15 protein-coding genes and 4 tRNA genes are annotated in these 19,878 nt (G+C 61.7%); 14 read left to right on the forward strand and 5 right to left on the reverse strand.

Annotated elements, in window-relative coordinates; translation table 11 throughout:
• The first annotated feature begins 333 nt into the window (after positions 1 to 333).
• A complete protein-coding gene (locus C7378_RS15045) occupies positions 334 to 3,855 on the forward strand; it encodes a TonB-dependent receptor (protein WP_131998579.1) in 3,522 nt (1,173 codons plus the stop codon).
• 93 nt (positions 3,856 to 3,948) lie between these two features.
• Positions 3,949 to 5,304 (forward strand): tetratricopeptide repeat protein, encoded by a 1,356-nt coding sequence (locus tag C7378_RS15050; protein WP_131998581.1) that lies wholly within the window; start codon positions 3,949 to 3,951, stop codon positions 5,302 to 5,304.
• Positions 5,305 to 5,318: 14 nt separating this feature from the next.
• On the opposite strand, the gene C7378_RS15055 is transcribed toward C7378_RS15050, so the two are convergent.
• Positions 5,319 to 5,984, reverse strand: a complete 666-nt coding sequence (locus tag C7378_RS15055) for a hypothetical protein (protein WP_131998583.1) — start codon at positions 5,982 to 5,984, stop codon at positions 5,319 to 5,321.
• Positions 5,985 to 6,015: 31 nt separating this feature from the next.
• Here C7378_RS15055 and C7378_RS15060 point away from each other — a divergent pair, with 31 nt between their 5' ends.
• From C7378_RS15060 to C7378_RS15080, 5 genes are read left to right on the forward strand one after another with little or no spacing between them, the layout of a single operon-like run.
• Positions 6,016 to 7,260, forward strand: a complete 1,245-nt coding sequence (locus tag C7378_RS15060) for a 3-deoxy-D-manno-octulosonic acid transferase (RefSeq protein ID WP_243648285.1) — start codon at positions 6,016 to 6,018, stop codon at positions 7,258 to 7,260.
• Positions 7,257 to 8,228, forward strand: a complete 972-nt coding sequence (gene lpxK, locus C7378_RS15065; protein WP_131998585.1) for a tetraacyldisaccharide 4'-kinase — start codon at positions 7,257 to 7,259, stop codon at positions 8,226 to 8,228. Before C7378_RS15060 ends, lpxK begins: the two co-directional genes overlap by 4 nt.
• Before the next feature lie 24 nt (positions 8,229 to 8,252).
• Positions 8,253 to 9,305, forward strand: a complete 1,053-nt coding sequence (locus C7378_RS15070) for a glycosyltransferase family 9 protein (RefSeq protein WP_243648286.1) — start codon at positions 8,253 to 8,255, stop codon at positions 9,303 to 9,305.
• Positions 9,305 to 9,889, forward strand: a complete 585-nt coding sequence (locus C7378_RS15075; RefSeq protein ID WP_131998587.1) for a methyltransferase family protein — start codon at positions 9,305 to 9,307, stop codon at positions 9,887 to 9,889. Before C7378_RS15070 ends, C7378_RS15075 begins: the two co-directional genes overlap by 1 nt.
• A complete protein-coding gene (locus tag C7378_RS15080; protein WP_243648287.1) occupies positions 9,886 to 10,665 on the forward strand; it encodes a DUF3108 domain-containing protein in 780 nt (259 codons plus the stop codon). Before C7378_RS15075 ends, C7378_RS15080 begins: the two co-directional genes overlap by 4 nt.
• Before the next feature lies 1 nt (position 10,666).
• Here C7378_RS15080 and C7378_RS15085 read toward each other — a convergent pair whose 3' ends face one another.
• The 4 genes from C7378_RS15085 to C7378_RS15100 all read right to left on the reverse strand — a co-directional run bounded on the left by C7378_RS15085 (position 10,667) and on the right by C7378_RS15100 (position 15,665).
• Positions 10,667 to 10,957: a hypothetical protein gene (locus C7378_RS15085; protein ID WP_131998589.1), complete on the reverse strand. Its 291-nt coding sequence runs from the start codon at positions 10,955 to 10,957 to the stop codon at positions 10,667 to 10,669.
• Positions 10,958 to 11,039: 82 nt separating this feature from the next.
• Positions 11,040 to 13,649 (reverse strand): ComEC/Rec2 family competence protein, encoded by a 2,610-nt coding sequence (locus C7378_RS15090; protein ID WP_165876831.1) that lies wholly within the window; start codon positions 13,647 to 13,649, stop codon positions 11,040 to 11,042.
• 31 nt (positions 13,650 to 13,680) lie between these two features.
• On the reverse strand, positions 13,681 to 14,961 hold the full coding sequence (locus C7378_RS15095) for a class I SAM-dependent RNA methyltransferase (RefSeq protein WP_131998593.1): 1,281 nt from the start codon (positions 14,959 to 14,961) through the stop codon (positions 13,681 to 13,683).
• Positions 14,958 to 15,665 carry a hypothetical protein gene (locus C7378_RS15100; RefSeq protein WP_131998595.1) on the reverse strand — a complete coding sequence of 236 codons (708 nt, stop codon included), beginning with the start codon at positions 15,663 to 15,665 and terminating at the stop codon, positions 14,958 to 14,960. The genes C7378_RS15095 and C7378_RS15100 overlap by 4 nt, the downstream gene beginning before the upstream one ends.
• A 143-nt stretch (positions 15,666 to 15,808) precedes the next feature.
• Between C7378_RS15100 and C7378_RS15105 the strand changes: the two genes are divergently transcribed.
• The 7 genes from C7378_RS15105 (at position 15,809) to C7378_RS15130 (ending at position 19,752) form a co-directional block, all read left to right on the forward strand.
• Positions 15,809 to 18,463: a hypothetical protein gene (locus C7378_RS15105; RefSeq protein ID WP_131998597.1), complete on the forward strand. Its 2,655-nt coding sequence runs from the start codon at positions 15,809 to 15,811 to the stop codon at positions 18,461 to 18,463.
• A 201-nt stretch (positions 18,464 to 18,664) separates the two neighbouring features.
• Positions 18,665 to 18,740, forward strand: a tRNA-Thr gene (locus tag C7378_RS15110).
• A 147-nt stretch (positions 18,741 to 18,887) separates the two neighbouring features.
• Positions 18,888 to 18,975 (forward strand) — tRNA-Tyr (locus tag C7378_RS15115).
• Positions 18,976 to 19,011: 36 nt separating this feature from the next.
• Complete coding sequence (locus tag C7378_RS17775) at positions 19,012 to 19,188, forward strand: hypothetical protein (RefSeq protein WP_165876832.1); 177 nt, start codon at positions 19,012 to 19,014, stop codon at positions 19,186 to 19,188.
• A 12-nt stretch (positions 19,189 to 19,200) separates the two neighbouring features.
• A tRNA-Thr gene (locus tag C7378_RS15120) sits at positions 19,201 to 19,276 on the forward strand.
• 22 nt (positions 19,277 to 19,298) lie between these two features.
• Positions 19,299 to 19,373: transfer RNA gene (locus C7378_RS15125), tRNA-Gly, on the forward strand.
• Between the two features lie 70 nt (positions 19,374 to 19,443).
• Complete coding sequence (locus C7378_RS15130) at positions 19,444 to 19,752, forward strand: hypothetical protein (protein WP_131998599.1); 309 nt, start codon at positions 19,444 to 19,446, stop codon at positions 19,750 to 19,752.
• The last annotated feature ends 126 nt before the right edge of the window (positions 19,753 to 19,878 follow it).

A 19,878-nucleotide genomic window follows, 5' to 3' on the forward strand; every position in this document is an offset into this window, starting at 1 on the left:
TTCTGAAGAAAACCTTTACATTTTCTCTGCATGCTTCCAGCCGCGTGATAGCGTAACCATGCCCAAGATTCGTGGCTTGACAACTGTCTTTGCGTCGATGCTAAATAGGGCCGCGGCTAAAAATGCTTCACTGCCCATCTCTACTTAAACTGTTTAATGCAACGCTTTGGCGATATAGAAGCACTGTTCGCAGGTGCAAAGATGCTTTTGTGGGTAGCAAGGGAGATATGTCTAGACAAGACATTCCTTTGCTGGGTACGGAAGTGAACTGCGTAGAAGCTGCAGTTCGAATTGTTTGACTCAGCAACACCTTTTCAGGAGGCAAGTAGAAATATGAGACGAATCCGAACATGGTTCGCTTTACTTGGTTTGGTGGCCATCACGCTCGCTGCGGGATATGCGCAGCAGACCAGCGGCAATATCACGGGAAATGTAACGGACACGTCAGGAGCAGCGCTCCCCAATGCGACAGTGACCGTTACGAATACGGGCACCAAGCAGGTCAGGACGACCACCACGAACGGCCAGGGCGAATATCAGGTGCCCGATATCTATGGCGGAAACTATGAAGTGACGGTAACGGCGCCGGGCTTCAAGAAGTTCACCTCCACCGGCGTCGTGGTTCACACCTCGACGGTAACCACCGTAAACGCGCAGCTCACCCTCGGACAGGTAAGCGAGCAGGTGACGGTCCAGGCGGATGCGATACAAACGCAGACCGAGAGCCCTGAGCTTGGCGCGGTCGTCGACGGCAGGCAGGTAAAGCAACTGCCCCTCAACGGACGCAGCTTTGTCGAGTTGACGCAGCTGCAGCCGGGCGTATCGGGGGCCAACAACTTCGACACCAAGAACAAGGGCCTGCAGGGCGGCGTGGATATGTCGGTCAACGGCAACCCCACGACGAATAACCTGTTTCTGATCGACGGTGTAAACAACAACGACGTAGGTTCCAACCGCACGATTCTGATCTATCCGTCGAACGAGGCGATTGCCGAGTTCAGGATGCTGATGAACGACTACGGCGCCCAGTACGGGCAGGCCTCGGGCGCGATTATCAGCATTGTGACGCGAGCCGGCACCAATGACTTTCACGGCAGCGTCTTTTACGACGGCCGCAACGATGCTCTGAACCCTTACACCTATCTCGCCAAGCAAAACTTCCTGGCCGCGCAGGCGCAGGGCCAGACTCTCCCCCTGAATGGCAAAGACAAGCTGCGTCGTAACGACTGGGGCTACTCGGTAGGCGGTCCTATCAAGCGCGACAAGCTCTTCTTCTTCTGGAGCCAGGAGTGGAACCACGAAATCCGCGGGCGGACGGTCTCTGCCTGCGTTCCAACAGCGGCGGAGTTAAGCGGCAATTTCGCGAATCCTTCATGCGGTGAGCCGCTTCCGAACATTCCTGCGCAGTTCCAGGCTCCGGGCAATCCTTATGCCTTGAATTCCACTGACGCTGCAGCGTCCACGCTGATGAAGGTCTACCCGAATCCCAACCTTGCCTCGCTCAACAGCAATGGCCAGAACTGGGATGTTTCACTGCCGACGGGCCTCTTCTGGCGCGAAGAAAATGCACGCGTGGACTTTAACCTGACACCGCGCAACGCCTTAATGATTCGCTACACGCAGGACACGTGGTCCAACCCGGCTTATAACGCAGGGTACTGGGGCGACGATCCGTTCCCGGCCTTGAACAGCAGCTGGGCGCAGCCTTCAAAGTCAATGGTGGCGCGCTGGACATCAACCATCAGCAGCAACCTTGTCAATGACGTGGCTTTCCAGTATTCCAACAACCGGATCAACATTACGCCGGGGGGCACCAACCCGGGCCTGCTGCCGCAGATCACGGCTGCGATTCCGACTCTCTACCCCATTGCTGACAAGACATCGCCACAGGGCATTCCTTCCGTCAACCTGGGCAGCTATGGCAGCGGCAACTCCACGTCTCTCATTGCTCCCTGGGAAAATGAGCTTGACCTCTATACGATTCAGGACGACATGACCTGGGTCAAAGGACGCCACACCTTCAAGTTTGGCGGACTCCTCGCAATTGACAGCAAGAATGAAGATACGGGTCCGGCAACCTCAGAGCGCCCGTCGATCGGCACCAGCGATTCGAGTGTCGCTCCAGGAGGATTTGCCACCGGCAACAACCTGGCTAACTTCCTGCTGCCTAACAACACGCTGTACTTTGGTGAAACCTCGACCAACGTTCGTGCGCAGCTTCGCTGGCGCGATTATGAAATCTACGCAACGGACGCGTTCAAGCTTACCCCGCGTCTGACGCTCAGCTACGGCGTGCGCTACTCGCTGTTTCCGCCGACGTATCAACCGAATAACCAGATCACCAGCTTCCAGCCCTCGCTTTACGATCCGAGCAAGCCAGCCAGCGATGCCTGCAACGGCCTCTGGGTGGCTCCTGGTACTGACCCCTGCGGCGCAGCCAATAAGAAGTTCGGCACGAACTTCTCAAGCGGCGTACAGGGTCCGAACCGCGCGCTCGTAGACACGAACTATCACATGTTTGCGCCGCGCGTCGGCTTCAACTGGGATGTTATGGGCGATGGCAAGACGGTGGTAAGCGCGGGCGGAGGCGAGTTCTTCCAGCGTGAGCGCGTATCGCGTTACACCCTGGTTTCAAATGCTCCCTTCGCGGTTAACCAGTCCAACTATCCCCGTACAGTCGGTGGCGCTACACCCACCAGCCTGACGGGCGGAACGGCGAGCCCGGCGGGCGGCGCTGATCCGAGGGCGATCGTGCCAAATTCCTGGCAGTGGAACGCTTCGGTCCAGCAGCAGCTTGCCCCGAACACCATTCTGCAGATGGCGTATGTCGGCAATCGCGGCATCCATCTAACTTCGAGCTACGACATCAACACGATTCCGCAGCAGAACTGGCTGCAGGCTTCGTTCACGAACGGCGCTGCCCAGACGGCTCTGCGTCCCTTCTCGAACTACAGCACGCTCACCTGGTGGGCACACAATGGCGACTCTGTTTTCAGCGCCCTTGAAGTGTCGTTGAACTCACGCTTCCGCAATCTGCAACTGCAGGCTGCCTACACGTGGTCGCACTCCATCTCCGATATCCTGCTGGATGACTCGAGCGGTAGCCTCGGACAACAGAGCTTCACCTACTATCCGAATCCGGGCCTTGATCGTGGCAACGCAACGACCAACCGTCCGAATATCTTCGTGGCCAACGCGACCTATCTCCTCCCCCAGTTCACGGGTCGCGACACTCTGGTCAAGAGCACGCTCGGCGGGTGGGAACTGACTGGCATCACCACTGCCGAGAACGGAAACTCCTTCACCATTTACCAGGGCATGTCCGAAAATACGAGCCTGGTAGACGGGGCCGGCGCAGGTCAACTCAACTCGCAATTCCAGACGGGCTTTACCTCTATGGCGCGTCCATTGATCAATGGAAACCAGGGATGCACCAGCGGCAGCCACAACAACACGATCGTCAACCCCAATGCATTCACCCTGATTGGCTACCAGATCGGGACGATTCCGTCGAACTATGAGCCCCGCGGCTACTGCCACGGCCCGAACATGGTGAACACGGACTTCTCCATCGACAAGAACTGGAAAGTACGCGATCGCGCAACCATCCAGTTCCGCATGGACTTCTTCGATCTCTTCAACCATGCCAACTTCCTTAGCTCGGGCGGTACCTTCTCGCCGTTTGAGAATGTGAACTGCGGACCGATCAACGGGACGACAGGCAAGTATGCAGCCTGCAGCCCCACCAACAACGTCGTCACCGCGCAAACCGCTACTCCGGGCTTCGGCACCTCGACAGCCCTTGTGGGGAACGCGCAGCGACAGATCCAGTACGGAATACACATCGAGTTCTAACCAGCTCATTGTGTTGGCAGTCCTCCCAGCGGCAGGCCCTACCCTTCGGGCCTGCCGCAATTTTTTCGCAGCCCGGTATGGCAGGATAATTACGTGGTACTTTCTCTCACCCGCGCATTGTTTTTAACGGCGATGCTTGCAGCGCTTCCTGTCGCGGCGCAGGAAGCAACCCTCCAGAAGCAGCTTGCGGCCGAGCAGGCCGCGAGGCAGGCTTCGAATCCCGAAGAAGTTGCTGACAGCGCGCGCAAGCTCGCCGCAGTGGCATTACTCCACATGGCGCAGCTGCGCCAGGCCGAACGCGCATGGCCACAGGCTGCCGTGCTGTATCAGCATTCCCTTGCGCTGGACAGCTCCACTGAAGCAGGGGCTGGTCTGACAGAGGCGCAGAGCCATCTGCCGGGCGGGACTGATCTGGCAAGTATCGACCCCACTGAGCCCGCGGGCGATATTCCTGTAGCTGCCGCCGAAAAGGCCAGTCTGCAGGCGCGCGAGCAGAAGCTGCGCGCAATCCTCGCATCCGCCTTCACTGACTGGGGCACGGCTGAGGCGCGCCAGCAGCTCTACCCGCAGGCGGTGGAGCGCTTTCATGAGGCTGAGAAGTGGGATGCGGGCACGCCGGGGCTTATGAGCGATCTTGGCAACGCCGCCTTTCGGATGGGGGACTATGCCGAGAGCGCCCGCGCCCTTGAGCTGGAAGTGCTGGCGAACCCGAAGGACCAGACATCGCAACTGCTGCTCGGCGTCTCCCAGTTTTCCCTGGGCAACTATGATGCTGCAGCCAGCGCGTTTGAGCCGGTGGGCACGCTCGCGATGCAGGATCCGCGCGCGGCTTCGGCATGGGCTTATTCCCTCGCGCGTACCAAACACCAGGAGCAGGCTAACCGCATCGCAGACAAGCTGACGGCGGAGAGTCTGCAGCCGAAGGAGCTGATGCTGGTCTGCCAGATATACAACGTCACCGAAGACTACGAGCAGGCCGCCCAGTGCTTTCGCAAGGTGGGCGCGGAAGATCCCTCGATCCCGCACACACACTACCTCGTCGGAGCGGCGCTGCTCCGGCTGGACCGGCCGAACGATGCCATCCCCGAGCTGCGGGAGGAGTTGAAGATCGCTCCCGGCAATCCTGATGCGGAATACTATCTCGCCTATGCGCTGCTTGAAACCTCGCATCGCCAGGAGGCCGAGGCGCTGCTGCGGCAGGTGGTCAGCGAAGCGCCCGGCCACGCGCAGGCGCAATATCAGCTCGGCAAGACGATGCTCGAAGACGGAGACGCCAGCGGTGCGATTATGCACCTGGAGGCTGCGGTGCGGCTCGACCCCGAGGCGGACTACATGCACTATCAGCTGCAGACAGCCTATCGCCGCGCAGGCCGTACAGGAGACGCGGATCGCGAGCTGGCTGTCTATCGGGAGCTCAAGGCCCAGCATCGCGCGCCAGCGCCGCACTAGCTGCGGGTGATCTGCTATTGGGCGGTACTGGCGCCGAGATATTTGTCGAAGGGAATTTCGAAGTAGAAGAGCTCCTTGCCGTCAGAGTTGCGCAACTCGCGCAGTTCAAGCTTCGCGCCCTTGAGCGGGTCGCTGCCGAGTCCCCTCACATCGTAAAAGAGGAATCCGGCGCGCGTGGTGTGCGGCTCGACGGCCAGCGCTCCATACTCAAATTCGTCGAAATCCTGATTGATCTTCTTCTCGTCCGATTTCGGTTTCTCGTGGATGGGAGGCAGCGGGAACGGCAAGGGAATGGTCCTGCCGGTGTTGCCAATGTTGGTGGTTCGGCGCTCGATGTCTTCAGGCTCCGCTGCAGGAATCTTGTCTCCATTGGCGCTGATGAAGTCGATGCGCGCGTCCTTGAGCGAGATGGGGCGCTCTCCGTTATTGGTGACGATGATGCGTATAGGCATGAAGCCGTACTTCAGATAATCCACGCGGAAGAAGGTGGTCTTATCCTTCGTCTCAAAAGGCTCAGCGGCAACGGCCACTAACTCCTGCGGGTGAATATCCACCGCGGGATAGGTGGTCGCGTCCTTCGGCGCAGGCGGCTTGTGGCTGCCGGCGATAATGGGCGCCGGCAGCAGCAGGACGCCAAGGGCAAGTACACTGGAACGCAGAATCTGGCGGAGGGATATCATCTTCGCTTAAGACCCGAGTATAGAGAGCTTAGTGAGCGTAGTTTACAGCTTTGCATTGCTGCTGGCGCTGGTAGCGGCGGCGCCGTGGTGGATCTGGCGGATGATGGCCGATGGCCGCTATCGTGAAGGGCTTGCGGAACGCCTGGGGCAGGTGCCCTCACGGTTGCAGGGTAAGGGTGTGGTGTGGGTGCATGCGGTGTCGGTGGGCGAGGTGATGGCGGCGAGCCGCTTCGTGGAGGAACTGCGGGCGCGCGGTGTATCCATCGTTGTCTCGACGACCACGCGCACCGGGCAGCAGCTTGCGCGCGAGCGCTTTGGGGCAGCGAACGTCTTCTATTTTCCGCTGGATTTCGCCTTTGCCGTGCGCGCCTACCTGCGGTCGCTTAAGCCGAGGATGCTGGTGCTGGTCGAGTCGGAATTCTGGCCGCGTATGTTGGCCGAGTGCTATCGTTGCGGGATTCCTGTAGCAGTCATCAATGCGCGTGTTTCGGATCGTTCCTGGCCGCGCTACCGCGCGTTGCGGCTGCTGTGGAAGCGGCTGCTGGGGCGGCTTTCCCTGGTGCTCGCGCAGAGCAGCACGGACCGCGAGCGGCTGATCGAGTTGGGGGCGGGGAACGTGGTTCTGGGCGGAAACCTGAAGTTCGATGTTCGCGTCGCAGGAGTTTCAGCTTTAACCGCTGCGATCGACGCCAGGCGTTCTCCCGGAATGAAGATTATCGTGGGCGGCAGCACCCTTGAGGGCGAAGAGCAGATGCTGCTCGATGCTGCTCCGCCTGAGGCGCTGCTGGTGATCGCTCCGCGCCATCCGGAGCGTTTTGACGCGGTTGCAGACCTGTTGACCCGCAGCGGCAGGAAGGTTGTCCGCCGCTCTCAGTGGACAGCGGCGCGTGCGCCTCTGCTGCCCGGCATGGTTTTTCTACTGGACTCGATCGGCGAGCTGGCCTCGCTTTACTCGGTCGCCGATGTCGCCTTCGTAGGCGGAAGCCTGGTGCCTGCGGGCGGCCACAATCCCCTGGAGCCGGCCCAGTTTGGCGTGCCGGTGCTGATGGGGCCGCACTATGAGAATTTTCGCAGCATTGTCGGCACGCTGCGCACCCATGACGCAATTGGCATCGTTGAGCGACCTCAGCTTCAGGGGGCGATTGTGCAGCTGCTGAGCGACAGCTCTGCGGCAACGGCTATGGGTGCGCGAGCCCGCAGCGTCTTTGAGCGTGAGGCGGGGGCGACGGCGCGGGCAGTCGATGCCGTGATGCAGTTGCTGGAGAGTGCTCGATGAACAGGCTCTTTGCACCCCTGGTGCCGCTGTATGGCGGCGCCGTCGACCTGAAGAACATGGCCTACGACTCTGGCCGCTTCCAGGCGAAAAGGCTGGCATGGCCGGTGGTGAGCATCGGCAATCTCTCCGTCGGCGGTGCAGGGAAAACGCCCCTGGTCATTGCTTTGGCAGCGCTGCTGCAGGCCCGCGGCATCGCGGTCGATGTGCTATCCCGAGGCTATGGCCGCCACTCCAAAGAGACCGAGCGCGTGGATCCGGCAGGCGATGCGGAGCGCTACGGCGACGAGCCGCTGCTGATTGCGCGGCGCGCGGAGACGCCTGTGTTTGTAGGCACAGATCGTTATGAGACGGGTCTGCTTGCCGAGGCCGGGGCAAGCGCTCCGAGGGTTCACCTGCTCGATGATGGTTTTCAGCATCGCAAGCTGGCGCGTGATGCGGACATCGTGCTGCTGCATCGCAGTGATTTTCGCTCGTCGCTGCTGCCTGCAGGCCGTCTGCGCGAGCCGGTCTATGCGCTGCGGCGCGCCTCGTTTGTCGTGGTGCGCAGTGAGGACGATGAGGTGCTGGAACAGCTTCGCTGGCGAAGTGTCCATGCGCCGGTCTGGTGCATAAGGCGGGAGCTGGAGGCGCCGCGCGGAATCGGCGGCGGCGTGATCGCCTTCGCCGGCATAGCGAGACCCCAGGAGTTTTTTGCGGGGCTTGAAGCAGGCGGACTGAAGCTTGCGAAGGCCATCGCGTATCGGGATCATCAGCCCTGGACAGCGAAGAAGATGGCCGAACTTGTGTCTGTCGCGAGCGGCTCGGGCGCTGAGGCTTTCGTGACGACAGAGAAGGACGCAGTGAGGCTGACGGCTGCACAGCGGCAGCAGCTCGAGTCGGTAATGCCGCTGCGGGTCGCGCGGCTGACTGCGACTCTCGAAGACGAACAGGAAGCTCTGGACCAGTTGCTCGCTCGACTGCGGCTCTGAAATCCATTGTGAGAAAATCGAAACTTGCCAAAGAGATCAGAGCAGCATCGTGTGCTCATCGTCCGGCTGGGCGCGATGGGCGACATTCTCCACGCCCTGCCGGCGATCACGGCGCTGCGGCGCGCGCAGCCCGAGTGGTATCTGGGGTGGGCGGTCGAGCCGCAATGGCGCTCGCTGCTCGCGGCCCACGAAAATGCGGTGCGTGGACCGGAGATGCCGCTGGTCGATTGCCTGCACGTTGTCCCGGCCAAGCGCTGGGCGCGCAATCCTTTTGCTGGGACAACGCTCGCGGAAATCAGCGCGATGCGGCGCGAGCTGCGCGCAGCGGAGTACGACGTCTGCATTGACCTCCAGGGAGCTGTGCGCTCGGCGCTGATCGCGCGGGCAGCCAGCCCGAAGCGCCTGATCGGAGAGGCAGCGCCGCGAGAGTGGGCGGCGAAGTATCTCTTTGGTGAGCGGGTTGCGACCCACGGAGTGCATGTGATCGAGCAGGCCGCAGAAGTAGCGAGCGCAGCCGCCGGGGTGAGGCTGGAACCGGTGCAGCCGTGGCTGCCGCATGACGCGGCAGCAGAGAGATGGTGCGAGCGGAGTCTTCCTCCGGGCCGCCTGGTGGTGCTCAACCCCGGCGCAGGCTGGGGCGCGAAGCGATGGCCCTCGGCGCGATATGCCGAGGTGGCGCGGGAGTTGGCGGCAAGGGGAATGGTGGTGGTCGCGAATGCCGGGCCGGGCGAAGAAGGGCTGGCTCAGGAGGTGGCGTCGAGCAGCGGAGGCGCGGCTCTGCCGCTGACCCCGACGCTCAATGAATTGATTGCGCTCGTCCGCCGCTCGGCGCTGGTGATCGCCGGGGATACAGGCCCGCTGCACCTAGCATGCGCTGTTGGAAAGCCCGTCGTTGGCATCTTCGGGCCTACAGACCCGGCCAGAAACGGGCCGTTTGGCTGCGCGAATCGAGTGCTGCGCCACCCGGAAAGCCGCCGCGACCATACACGCCGCGCGGAGCCGGAGACTGGCTTATTAACGATCACGCCCGCTGCGGTGCTGGCCGCTGCGGACGAACTGCTGAAGGAGAATGCCTGATGGCCGGCGGCTGGGGAAGGGTGGCGAAGCGTATCCGCGTGCCGATGGGCTTTGTCTTCGCGATATTTTTTCTATGGTTTGCCCGGCCGTCGGGAACGGCATTGGCGCTCAGCCTATTGCTGGTCGTCCCCGGCCTCTGGCTGCGTGGCTATGCCTCCGGCTATGTGAAGAAGAATTCTGAGCTGACCACGACCGGCCCTTACGCATACACGCGAAATCCGCTATACCTCGGCTCGATGATGATCGCCTTCGGCTTTGCATCTGCCGCCCGCAGCTGGTGGATCGCGCTGGCGCTCGCGCTGTTGTTTACCGTGATCTATGTGCCGGTGATTCGGGGAGAGGAAGCATTTCTGCGTTCTGTCTTCGCCGGGTTCGACGCCTATGCCGCGCGCGTGCCGCGTTTGCTGCCGAGGCTGCGAGCCGCGCGTGAAGACTCAGCCGCCGCCGGACGTTTTGCGCCGGAACTTTATCGCAAACATCGCGAGTACAATGCACTGATAGGCGCGTCGGTCATTTACCTGTTGCTCGTTGCCAAGCTCCTTTTGCGATATACATCTTTTGCGTGGGTGGTGGGCGGACGTTGATTCTGAATGGTAGATGGCTCTCGATAGCCCTGGGCAGCGCACTCATTGCGGCCGTGCCCGCGCAGACCCCGCAGAAGCTTCCGCAGCTCACGCCGCCGCGAAGTGGTTATAGCTTTCCGCAGAGGCAGACCCTGAACTACACGGTGGACTGGCGCGTCTTTCCGGCGGGCACGACCACCCTGCACGTCGAGCAGGACGGGCAGCTTGAGCGCATCACCGCCAGCGCGGATTCCATCGGCGCGGTGAATCTGCTCTACCGCGTCAGCGACCGCTTTCAGTCGTCGTTCGACCGCACGACCGGCTGCTCCACGGGGTTTTCCAAGCAGCTTATCGAAGGGCGACGCCAGGTCAACTCCAGTCTGAAGTTCGACTATGCGCATGGCAAGGCGCTCTTTGAAGATCACAACCTCGTGTCGAATATCAGCAGGCATCAGGAGTGGGGGATACCGGGCTGCGTCAGCGATCTGCTTTCGGCGACGTTCTACGCGGCCTCACAGCCGCTGGTCGTGGGACAGAGTTTTTCCATGCCGGTTTCCGACGCCATGCGTACCGTTGCCGTCACCATGAAAGTGGAGGGGCGTGAAGAGGTTCGCGTGCCCGCTGGAACCTTTCAGACACTGCGCGTGCAGCCCACGGCAGCGGCAGGTGTGGTCAAGAACCGCGGCGATATCTGGATCTGGTACACGGACGACGAGCGTCACATGCCGGTGCAGATGCGTGCCCGCCTCTTCTGGGGCACGATTACCTTTCGCCTGACATCTGCCGAGCAGAAGTAGGCTATTGGATGCGAAAGCGCTCGCGCATAAGCCGCTGCAGGCGCGGCTTGTAGATTATGTTGTAGGCCAGTTCCTTATCCGGGAACATGTTGAGCGCTGCGCGGCGGCTTTCTGCAACCAGCTCCGCAGCCTCATCGACGGTGAGCGATTCATCCTGGCCGATCACCGACATCACCATGTTCATCATCATCTGCAAGCGGCGGATCTTGCGCGCCTCTTCTTGCAGCTCCTCCGCTGTCTGGGGAACCCGCTGCGGGGTATCTCCGCTGCGCTCAGCTTCGCCTTGATCCATCGATCCTTCCTCCGGTGCGAGCTTTATGATGTCAGAGCTTATAACTTTTATGACGCACGGAAACAGAAAAAAGGATGCGCCCTTATGGCGCGGCTGTAACGTGCGCTCCGTCAAGGTAAAAGGTGGTGGCGCCCACGGTATCGGTACGGAAGGTCTTCACGTGGGTCGATTCCAGCTCCTGGAGTACGGCGCGCTTGGGATGACCATAAAAGTTATGCTGCCCGACGGAGATGACCGCATAGGACGGCGAGACAGCGCTCAGAAACCAGGCGTTTGTGGAGGTCTTGCTGCCGTGGTGGCCCACCTTGAGCAGGTCGGAGCGGAGGCCGCCGAGAGCGACCATGGCACGCTCGCTTTGCATCTCTGCATCCCCCTCAAGCAGCGCCGAGGTGTGGCCATAGCTCAGACGCAGCACCAGGGAGTCGTCATTCTGCGCGGTCGCGCCGGGTTTATATCCCACGGCGGGTGAGAGGACTGCGACGTCTGCCATCCCGAAGCGAAAGCGGTCGCCTGCACGGTAGTGGTGCATGCCGGCCCCCTCCTGCGCAGCTTCAGCGATGAGCGCATCGTAGGCGGGGCTGTTGGGGTTGCTGCCGGTCCAGAGCTCACGCGGACGAAAGTTGGCAAGCACAGAGGCCATGCCGCCGATATGGTCTTCATGGGCGTGCGTAATGGCGACTGCATCCAGACGGCGAATGCCGAGGGACCAAAGCAACGGCGAGACAACGTCCTCGCCGATGTCGAATTTCGATTCCGGTGATGCGCCTACAATCCCGCCTGCATCGATGAGCAGCGTCTTTCCATCGGGCGTGATGACGAGAAGCGAGTCGCCCTGGCCGACATCGATGGCCGTGATGGAGAGCGCATCACGGCGGTGAAGCATCCGCATGGGCCACAGCACGCAGCCTGCTGCTGCAAGCAGGGCGCATGCGGCGAGTGGAACGGCAAAGCGCTGCCGTCGCGCCGCCCAGATGGAGGCGACCAGCAGGAGCATCCATGCCGCAATCTGTATCGGGCGCGGATCGGGCACGCGCACATCGCCTGCGCGCAGGTGCGCGAAGCCCTGCACGATCCAGAGGACGCCATGCAGCACCAGGGCTGTGAAGGCCGCGGGCACAAATGCGGCCTGATGCGCGAGCAGCAGTACGGCGAAGGTGAGGATCGCCGCAGGCAGCAGCACGGCAACGAATGGCACGATGAGGAAGTTGACCGGCAAAGCAAGCGCCGTGATGCGATGGAAGGAGAGCGCCATGGGCAACGACATGACCAGTTCGATGGTGACGGAGACGAGCAGCAGTTCGAGGATGCGAAGCGCCATGCGTATGGCGAAAGGCAAAACAGAACGTGCGAGCCATCTGCCGATGAATGGTGTCAGGTGGTCGGCAATCATCCGTAGCATCACGCGGAACTGCGCCACTTTTGGCGGCAGCGACGGATCGATCTCGCGCTGCCACAGGCTGCGCATGGCGCGGAGATAGGGTGCGAAGGTTCGTTCTGCCATCGGAGTTGCGATACCTGCGATGGCGATGACGGAGAGCAGCGTCATCTGGAAGCTGGTCTGAAAGAGCGCATCCGGACTTGCGGCCAGCAGAAAGAGGGCCGCGAAGCCGACCGCGTTCATCGCCTGGCGTTCCCGCCAGAGGAGCCGTCCGAGCAGGTAGAGTGTGACCATCCAGAACGACCGCTCGACCGGCTGGCCGAAGCCGGTGAAGAGCGCGTAGCCGAACGAAAGCGCAATGGTCACGACAGTTGCCAGCGTGCGCGGCATCCGCAGCCATCCTGCGATCAGAAAGACAAAGCCGGCGAAGATGGCGAGGTGCATACCCGAGACCACCAGCAGATGAAAGGAGCCGGTGCGTTCGAAGCCGGTGCGCACGCGCCGCTCAAGCCAGGAGCGGTCGCCGGTGAGCATCGCCGTCAGCATGGATGCGTCGTCGTGATCGAGCCTCAGCAGCTTCGGGAGCCTGTGCGGTTGGTCGGCATAGGAGATGAGCCGGTCGCTGGCCGACTGCTGCATCGAGCGTAGCCAGCAGCCTTCGCTGGTGTGTCCGGCGCTTTTGACGACCACAGCAGATGCAGGGGAGCTGGCAAGCGCGCCAATGCCCTGCGCGCGCAACCATGCGCCGGAGTCCCATACGCCGGGGTCGAGGTAGCGCTCCTCTTCATGCATCGCGGTCGTCACCTGGAGCAAGGCGCCGCAGGCCAGATGCGGGAACATCGCAGAAGCCGGCGCATAGAGATGAAGCCGCAGACCGCCGGTCACCGGCTTCATGTGGGTGGGGTTGTCGCCCACTGCCAGCACCCTCAGGTCGATCTGCTGGGTGTGCTCGTCGCGGAGCTTGCCTGTGAACGGAGCGGCGCTCTGGGTGTGCTTGAGCGGGCCCAGTCTTACGATCTCTGCCTCAAGGGTGCGCGGCGCATGGTTGGCAAGCAGGGCGAGTGCCTGCTGCGGATCGGGCTGCGGCGCAACTTCGCAGCAGAGGGCGCCTAGCAGCAGGAAGAGGCATCCGAGCGGCAGCAGCGCGACGCGCAGAGCATAGCGGCGAGCCCACAGCGTCAAGGCTGCCATGGCGGCCAATGCCAGAAGAAGCGCGGCAGGGGTAACCCAGTGCTGCCGCGCCAGCGCGATCCCCATGGCAAAGCAGCAGGCCGCGGCCAGCATCGGGGCGCGCGAGAATGCAGCCGTCTTCAAGCACATCGAGCACCACCTCGCGCGGTGTCTGCTAACGGGTGAGCACCGCGACAGTTTCCATGTGGTAGGTCTGGGGAAACAGATCGACCATGGTGAGACTTTGGAGTTGGTAGCCAGATTGTAGCAGCGAGCGGAGGTCGCGCGAGAGGGTCGCAGGGTCACAGGAAACGTAGACAATCTGCGCTGCAGCCAGCCTACCGAGCAGCTCCGTTACCTCAGTACCGAGGCCGGTACGCGGTGGATCGACAACCACGAGATCCGGGGCGGATTGCTGCCGGCGCAGAAAGTCGAGCGTCGATGACTTCACCGCACGAGCCGAGGTTTCCTGCAGATTGTGAACCAGGTCGTGCGAAGAGGAGGGCGCGTCCTCGACGGCAATCACTTTGTCGAAGCTTTCGGCCAGTGCTCGTGCAAAGAGGCCGACTCCAGCATAGAGATCCCACGCAACGACGCCCCGGCGACCTCGCGCTACGGTCTGCAGCAGGGGGCCGACGAGGAAGCGATTGCCTTGAAAAAAGGAGCCGCGGCTCACCCGGTATTCCTGCCGGTCGACGCGATAGCGCAGGGCCTGTTCGCCCCATTCGAGGGGGCTGCTGTGCTGCTTTGCCCCGGCTGCTTCAAAAAGCGTCGCGCCACTCAGCGGAGCGATATGCTGCCTTAGCGCGTCGCCCATCGTGCGGAATGCGCCTGCAGAAATTCTGGCGCCAGAGCGCTCCCAGAAGGAGAGGCGGAGCTCGCTTTCGTCGTGGCTGGTAAAGAGTTCGACCTCGTCGCACCACTCGCCGAGCCCAAGCCGTGCTCCCTCCTGGTTCAGCACCTGCAGCGCGTTTACGAGGGAAGGCGCCGCGATAGGGCACTCGCCAACGGCGAGACTTTCGTTTGAGGCGCGCTTTTTATAGCCCAGAGAAAAGGGTTTGCGCTGCACATGGAGCCGAATGCGGTTGCGATAGCCCCATGCGGGCCCACTGAGCGTCTGCATCTCCGGCAACAGGGAAAGGTGCGCCCGCTCCAGGGATTCGCGCAGGATGTCGCGCTTCATCGCCAGCTGCTGTTCGTAACTTGCCTGCTGATAGTCGCAGCCACCGCATGCGCCAAAGTAGGGGCATGCAGCCTTGATCCGGGCGGGTGACGCTTCGATCACCGTCTCCAGCCGTGCGTTGGCAAAGCTGCGGCGGTCGTCCACAATCTGCGCTTCCACCAGCTCCCCCGGCAGGGCGAGCGGAACGAAGATGGTTTTGCCTGCGAGTGGGCCCTCGGTTGCCCGCGCAAGGCCAGCCCCGCCGTAGATGGCTTTTTCGATGCGCAGCTTCATGACTGGCTCATATAGAAAAGGCTCAGGCGCGGCAGGCCGCGCTTTTCCATCATCCGCTTGTGCAGGAACTGCTGCTCTACCTGGCGAATCTGTGCGGCCTGCATGCGGCTGCGATAGGGTGCGAGCTCGCGGGCAGCGATTTCCTTCAACTCGACCATCTCCGCCTCTGCTGCGGTGGCGAGCAAAGTCGTAAGGAGCTTCTCCTCGAGAACGGTCAGTGTCCGGTCGAGCTCCTCAAGGTTTGGACTGGCGGCACGTGCGGAGGCGGCCAGCTCGGTGAGCCTTTGCGCCACGGTCGCCGCCGTTTCGCCGGCGATGCCGGGCAGCGCGGCGATACTGATCTCACGGGCGCAGATTTCCAGGTGGGCGGCGATCCGCTCCGCCTCAAATCCGGGAGGAGCATCGCCGGCGGCTCGCTCGGTTGCTATTCCCACAGCTGCCTCCTGCAGCTCTTCGACGGCCTGCATCACGGCCTGCGCGCACCAGGCCAGTCCGTTCACGCGGCGGGTGCGGGTGCCGGCCTTTCGGGCGTCATGCTTGTCAAAGGCTGCATCGATTCCGCGCAGGACAGCCTCAAGCGGTATCCCGGCTTCGCGCCATGTTTCAATCAGGGCCCAGTCCAGGGTCGACAAGAGCAGCAGAGAGCCGCGCCGTCGTTGAAAGTGCTCCTCAATTTCAGTGAAGTAATTGAAATAATTATCCAAAATCCGTCCAAGAGAGATGATGCCATTATCGGGCTGGGAGCATTCCGCAACTTCAAGCGTCTAAAGGCGTGCGTGGGCTCATTTGCCACCCTAATATAGATTCTATGGCGTTCTGGTTGCGTTTTCATTGCCGCAGTCTTGGTTTGATTTCTGCATTGCTTCTTTCTGCTGTGGTGCTGCCGGCATTCGCCGATCCAGCTCCGTTTGATCTCGCCGGGCCGCAGATTGAGGTGCGGGTGCAGCGAGCCGGCAAAACGCTGCCTATCGGACAGGTGCCCAACCTGCAGGCCGGAGACCGTCTCTGGCTACATCCAGTGCTCGATAAGTCCCAGTCCGTGCGCTACCTGATGGTGACGGTTTTTCTGCGCGGCTCAACCAATCCCCCGCCCGACGACTGGTTCACCAAGACGGAGACGTGGTCGAAAAAGGTGCAGCAGGAGGGGACGTATATCGTCGTTCCCAAGGATGCACAGCAGGCGCTCGTCTTTTTTGCGCCAGTTACGGGGGGCGACTTCAGCACGCTCCGGAGCGCCGTGCGCGGTCGGCCCGGAGCTTTTGTCCGTGCCTCGCAGGATCTGAACCAGGCGAGTCTCGATCGTGCCCGGCTCGATACCTACCTGAATGCCGTGAAATTGACTGACAGGAAGGCTCCGGAACAGCTCAAGGATGTTTCATCCATGCTGGCTCGCAGTCTGACCGTCAAGGTGGATCCTGACTGCTTCGAGCGGGCGGTGGAACTGCAGGGAGCCTGCCTGATGCGCAACCAGAACAACCTCGTCCTTGACGATGGACACGGGATGACGCGGGTAGCTGCCCTGACCTCCGGCCCGGCGAGCGACCTGGCCATGCAGGCCAGCTACTCCCCGCAGGCGAGCTATGGCTTCTATGCGTCTTATGTCGGAGCAGTGATGGACCTGGCCCGGCTGCTGGATAACCTCCATACCGCCGAATATCAATACATCCCGGCGTTGACCAGCATGCACATGGAGACGGTCGAATCCCTGGACTCGCTGAACCTGAAGCTGAATACGCCGCCTTCGTTTCACAATCCCAAATCAGTGCTGGTCGTGTCTCTGCCGGCGATTGGGCAGGAGCCGCCTCCGCCGCTTCGCCCTGTTGAACCGAAAAAGGTGTATTGCCTTGAGGCCTCGAAGCTTTTGCTTCCCGTTGAGGGTGCGCCTGTAATCTTTGCGACAGAATATGCACACGAGCTGAAGCTCAGTCTCAAATCCACGGCAGGCAAGAATATCGAACTGCCCGTAAAGGCGGATGCAAGCCTGGGCGGCCTGGTCGTAGATACCACCGGCCTCGATCCAGCCTTGCTGCCTTCGGACAGTACAGGAATTCTGCGTGGCATGTGGGGCTTTTCGCCTTACGAGGGGCCATCTTTTCACCTGCAAAACGCGCATCCGGTGAGCTGGGAAGTCGCCTCGGCTGACCGGAATGCGCTGGTGATAGGGCGCGAAGACTCGCTGCATCTCACCGGCGATGGTGCTGCCTGCGTTTCCAGCGTAGCGATCGAGGACGCGGTCGGGACGGTCACGGCGGACTGGAAACTCACTCGGCCGGATGCCATTGAGGTCAAGGTCCCGCTCCAGGATGCGCAGCCGGGCAAGATCACGCTGGCCATCACGCAATCTGGCTTGATCAAGCCGGAGAAGATCACGCTATCGAGCTTTGCTCAGGCCTCTCACCTTACCGGCTTCACCATCCACTCCGGAGATCCCGCTGGCGTCCTGGAGGGTGCGCGGCTTGATGAAGTGGCCACGCTCGAGCTGAGCGGGGTGAAGTTCACGCCTGGCAAACTGCAGCGGGCCGGGGATGGGGACCGCCTGCAGATGCAGCTTGCAGCCGGCGCCTCGTCGTCCGGCCTTTCTCCGGATACAAGCGTCACTGCCAGCGTAGTCCTCAAGGATGGCCGCACAGTAGACGTGCCTGCCACAGTACGGATCGCCCGTCCGCGGGTTTCTCTGATCACCAAGAGCGTGCAGTTGCCGCCGGAGCTGGCTACCGGTGCGAAGATCCAGCTGACCAGCCCGGACGAGGTGCCACCTGCGAGCCGGCTCGTCTTCTCGCTGAAGGCCCTTCGCCCGGCGACCTTCTCGCGCGGTGAACAGATTGAGGTCGGCGCTGAGGACGGCAACTTCTCCGTGCTGCTGGGGCTGGCCGATGGCGCGCTCGTGCTGCAGGACAGCTCGACCGCGCTCGCAACCCTCGACCCCTCCAAGGCCTTTGGCATGGCAGCCTTCGGCAAGATCAGCTTTCGGCCGGTCGACGCAGCTGGAGGGAAAGGCGACTGGCAGCCGCTCGCGTCGCTGGTCCGTCTGCCCCAGTTGGAGACGCTGCGCTGCCCAGCCTCCCGTGAGAAGCTCTGTACGCTGGGAGGCGAGAACCTCTTTCTGGTGGACTCGATTGCCGCCGATGCAGCATTTACCTCCAGCGTGTCTGTGCCTGATGGCTTTGCCGGAACCACCTTTGAGGTGCCGCGTCCGGTTGCGGGGCAGCTCTATCTCAAGCTGCGCGACAATCCCTCGATTGTGAACATCATCAATATGCCGCCGGAGATTATTCCCGCTCCCAAGGGCCGTGCCGCGGCCAAGGAAGCAGCGAAGCAGGCAGCGGCAGCCAGCTCAGCTCAGCCTTCTGCCGTGGCTGCGCCGGCTGCCGCTGTTCCATCTGCCTCCGGTGCTGCCTCCGGTGCGACGGCTCCGCCCGCGGTGACGGCGCCGCAAGCAGCGACCGCACCGCAAGCAGCGACGGCGCCGGCTGGGCCGAAGCCCCAGGGAGTGAAACAATAGGGCGGTATGGAGATAATTCTTTCGTTTACGAGGGGTGAAAGTTTCCGGCATGGTGCACCGCCGAGGCCGCAGTTTTGAAGGCCGCACGCGTGGCTGGGATGGGCCGATTGCACCCCTGCTCCGCATGTGCTAACCTTTCGATTTGTATGGGTGTTTTTCTTTCGGCCTGCAGGCCGGGCGAGAGCTCCCGGAAGTGTTCGGGCTGGCGTAGCTCAGCTGGTAGAGCATCTGATTTGTAATCAGACGGTCGGGGGTTCAAATCCCTTCGCCAGCTCCAAAAGAAGGAAATCCAGCGCCGGACTAGAGTTGGTCCGCCGTCCAGCGTGTAACCCGTGTCAGGCATGCGTTTCATCCGAGTCGGAGAACGTGATGGATTCCGGCAAGGGGACGTGGTGCGCTGGCGGGTGGAAGAGTTTTAAGATGTGCACAGGTGGCCGAGCGGTTAATGGCAGCAGACTGTAAATCTGCCGCTCCTTGGAGCTACGGAGGTTCGAATCCTCCCCTGTGCACCAGTTTTGCAGAGGGAACGTGCAATGCGGCCAGCAGGGATGAAGCGCAAGGGGATCGCGCTGGCTCTCCTGGCAGGGCTGGCCTGCATGGCATGGTTCACCGTTGATCCGGGCCGCGTACGATGGCTGGTGATGGTGCTGTTGGGCGGGTTCGCTGTGCGGGTGCTTTTGACTGGTCCTCCTTCGCGGTACGATGAAGAGGGTCAGGTGAAATAAGGTTGTAGCAGGGCTGATGTAGCTCAGTTGGTAGAGCACTCCCTTGGTAAGGGAGAGGTCACCGGTTCAATCCCGGTCATCAGCTCCAGAATTCAGTCGGGCGGGCAGTTGCGGGAGTAACTCAGTGGTAGAGTCACAGCCTTCCAAGCTGTTGGTCGCGGGTTCGATTCCCGTCTCCCGCTCCATTTAATTTATTTGAGGGGCAGCCGCACGGCATTTGTTTGCCGCTGCGGCAGACGTTTGTTGAGGATGGGCATGTTCGAGCAGGCAGTGCTTCCGATTCAGGATGCGAAGACCTTTGCCGAGGTTCATGCGGCGATTGAGTCCCGGTTTGCGCCGGGCAATGTGGAAGATCTGTTGCGCCGGGTGGAGCGGGGCAAGTTGCGCATCAGGCAGTTTGAAGCGATTCTGGCAAGCGGGCTGCTTGGAGAGAAGACGCCTGCACTCTACGGCGCTCTGGGCGATGCCGACCGCGGGCAGATTCGCGAGCAGTACCTGAGCATGGTTGAAAAGGTTGCGCCCAGGGTTCGGGCGAAGTTTTTGAAGGTCTACGCGTACTACTGAGGCGGTTTGGCTCAGGGTTGCAGTTGCCTGTACGGGGAATGAAGCAGTAGGGAGAGAGGAACAGGGAAATGGCGAAGGAGAAATTTGACCGGTCGAAGCCGCACGTGAATGTGGGAACGATTGGAC

The organism is Acidipila rosea (genome assembly GCF_004339725.1).
Lineage (GTDB): Bacteria > Acidobacteriota > Terriglobia > Terriglobales > Acidobacteriaceae > Acidipila > Acidipila rosea.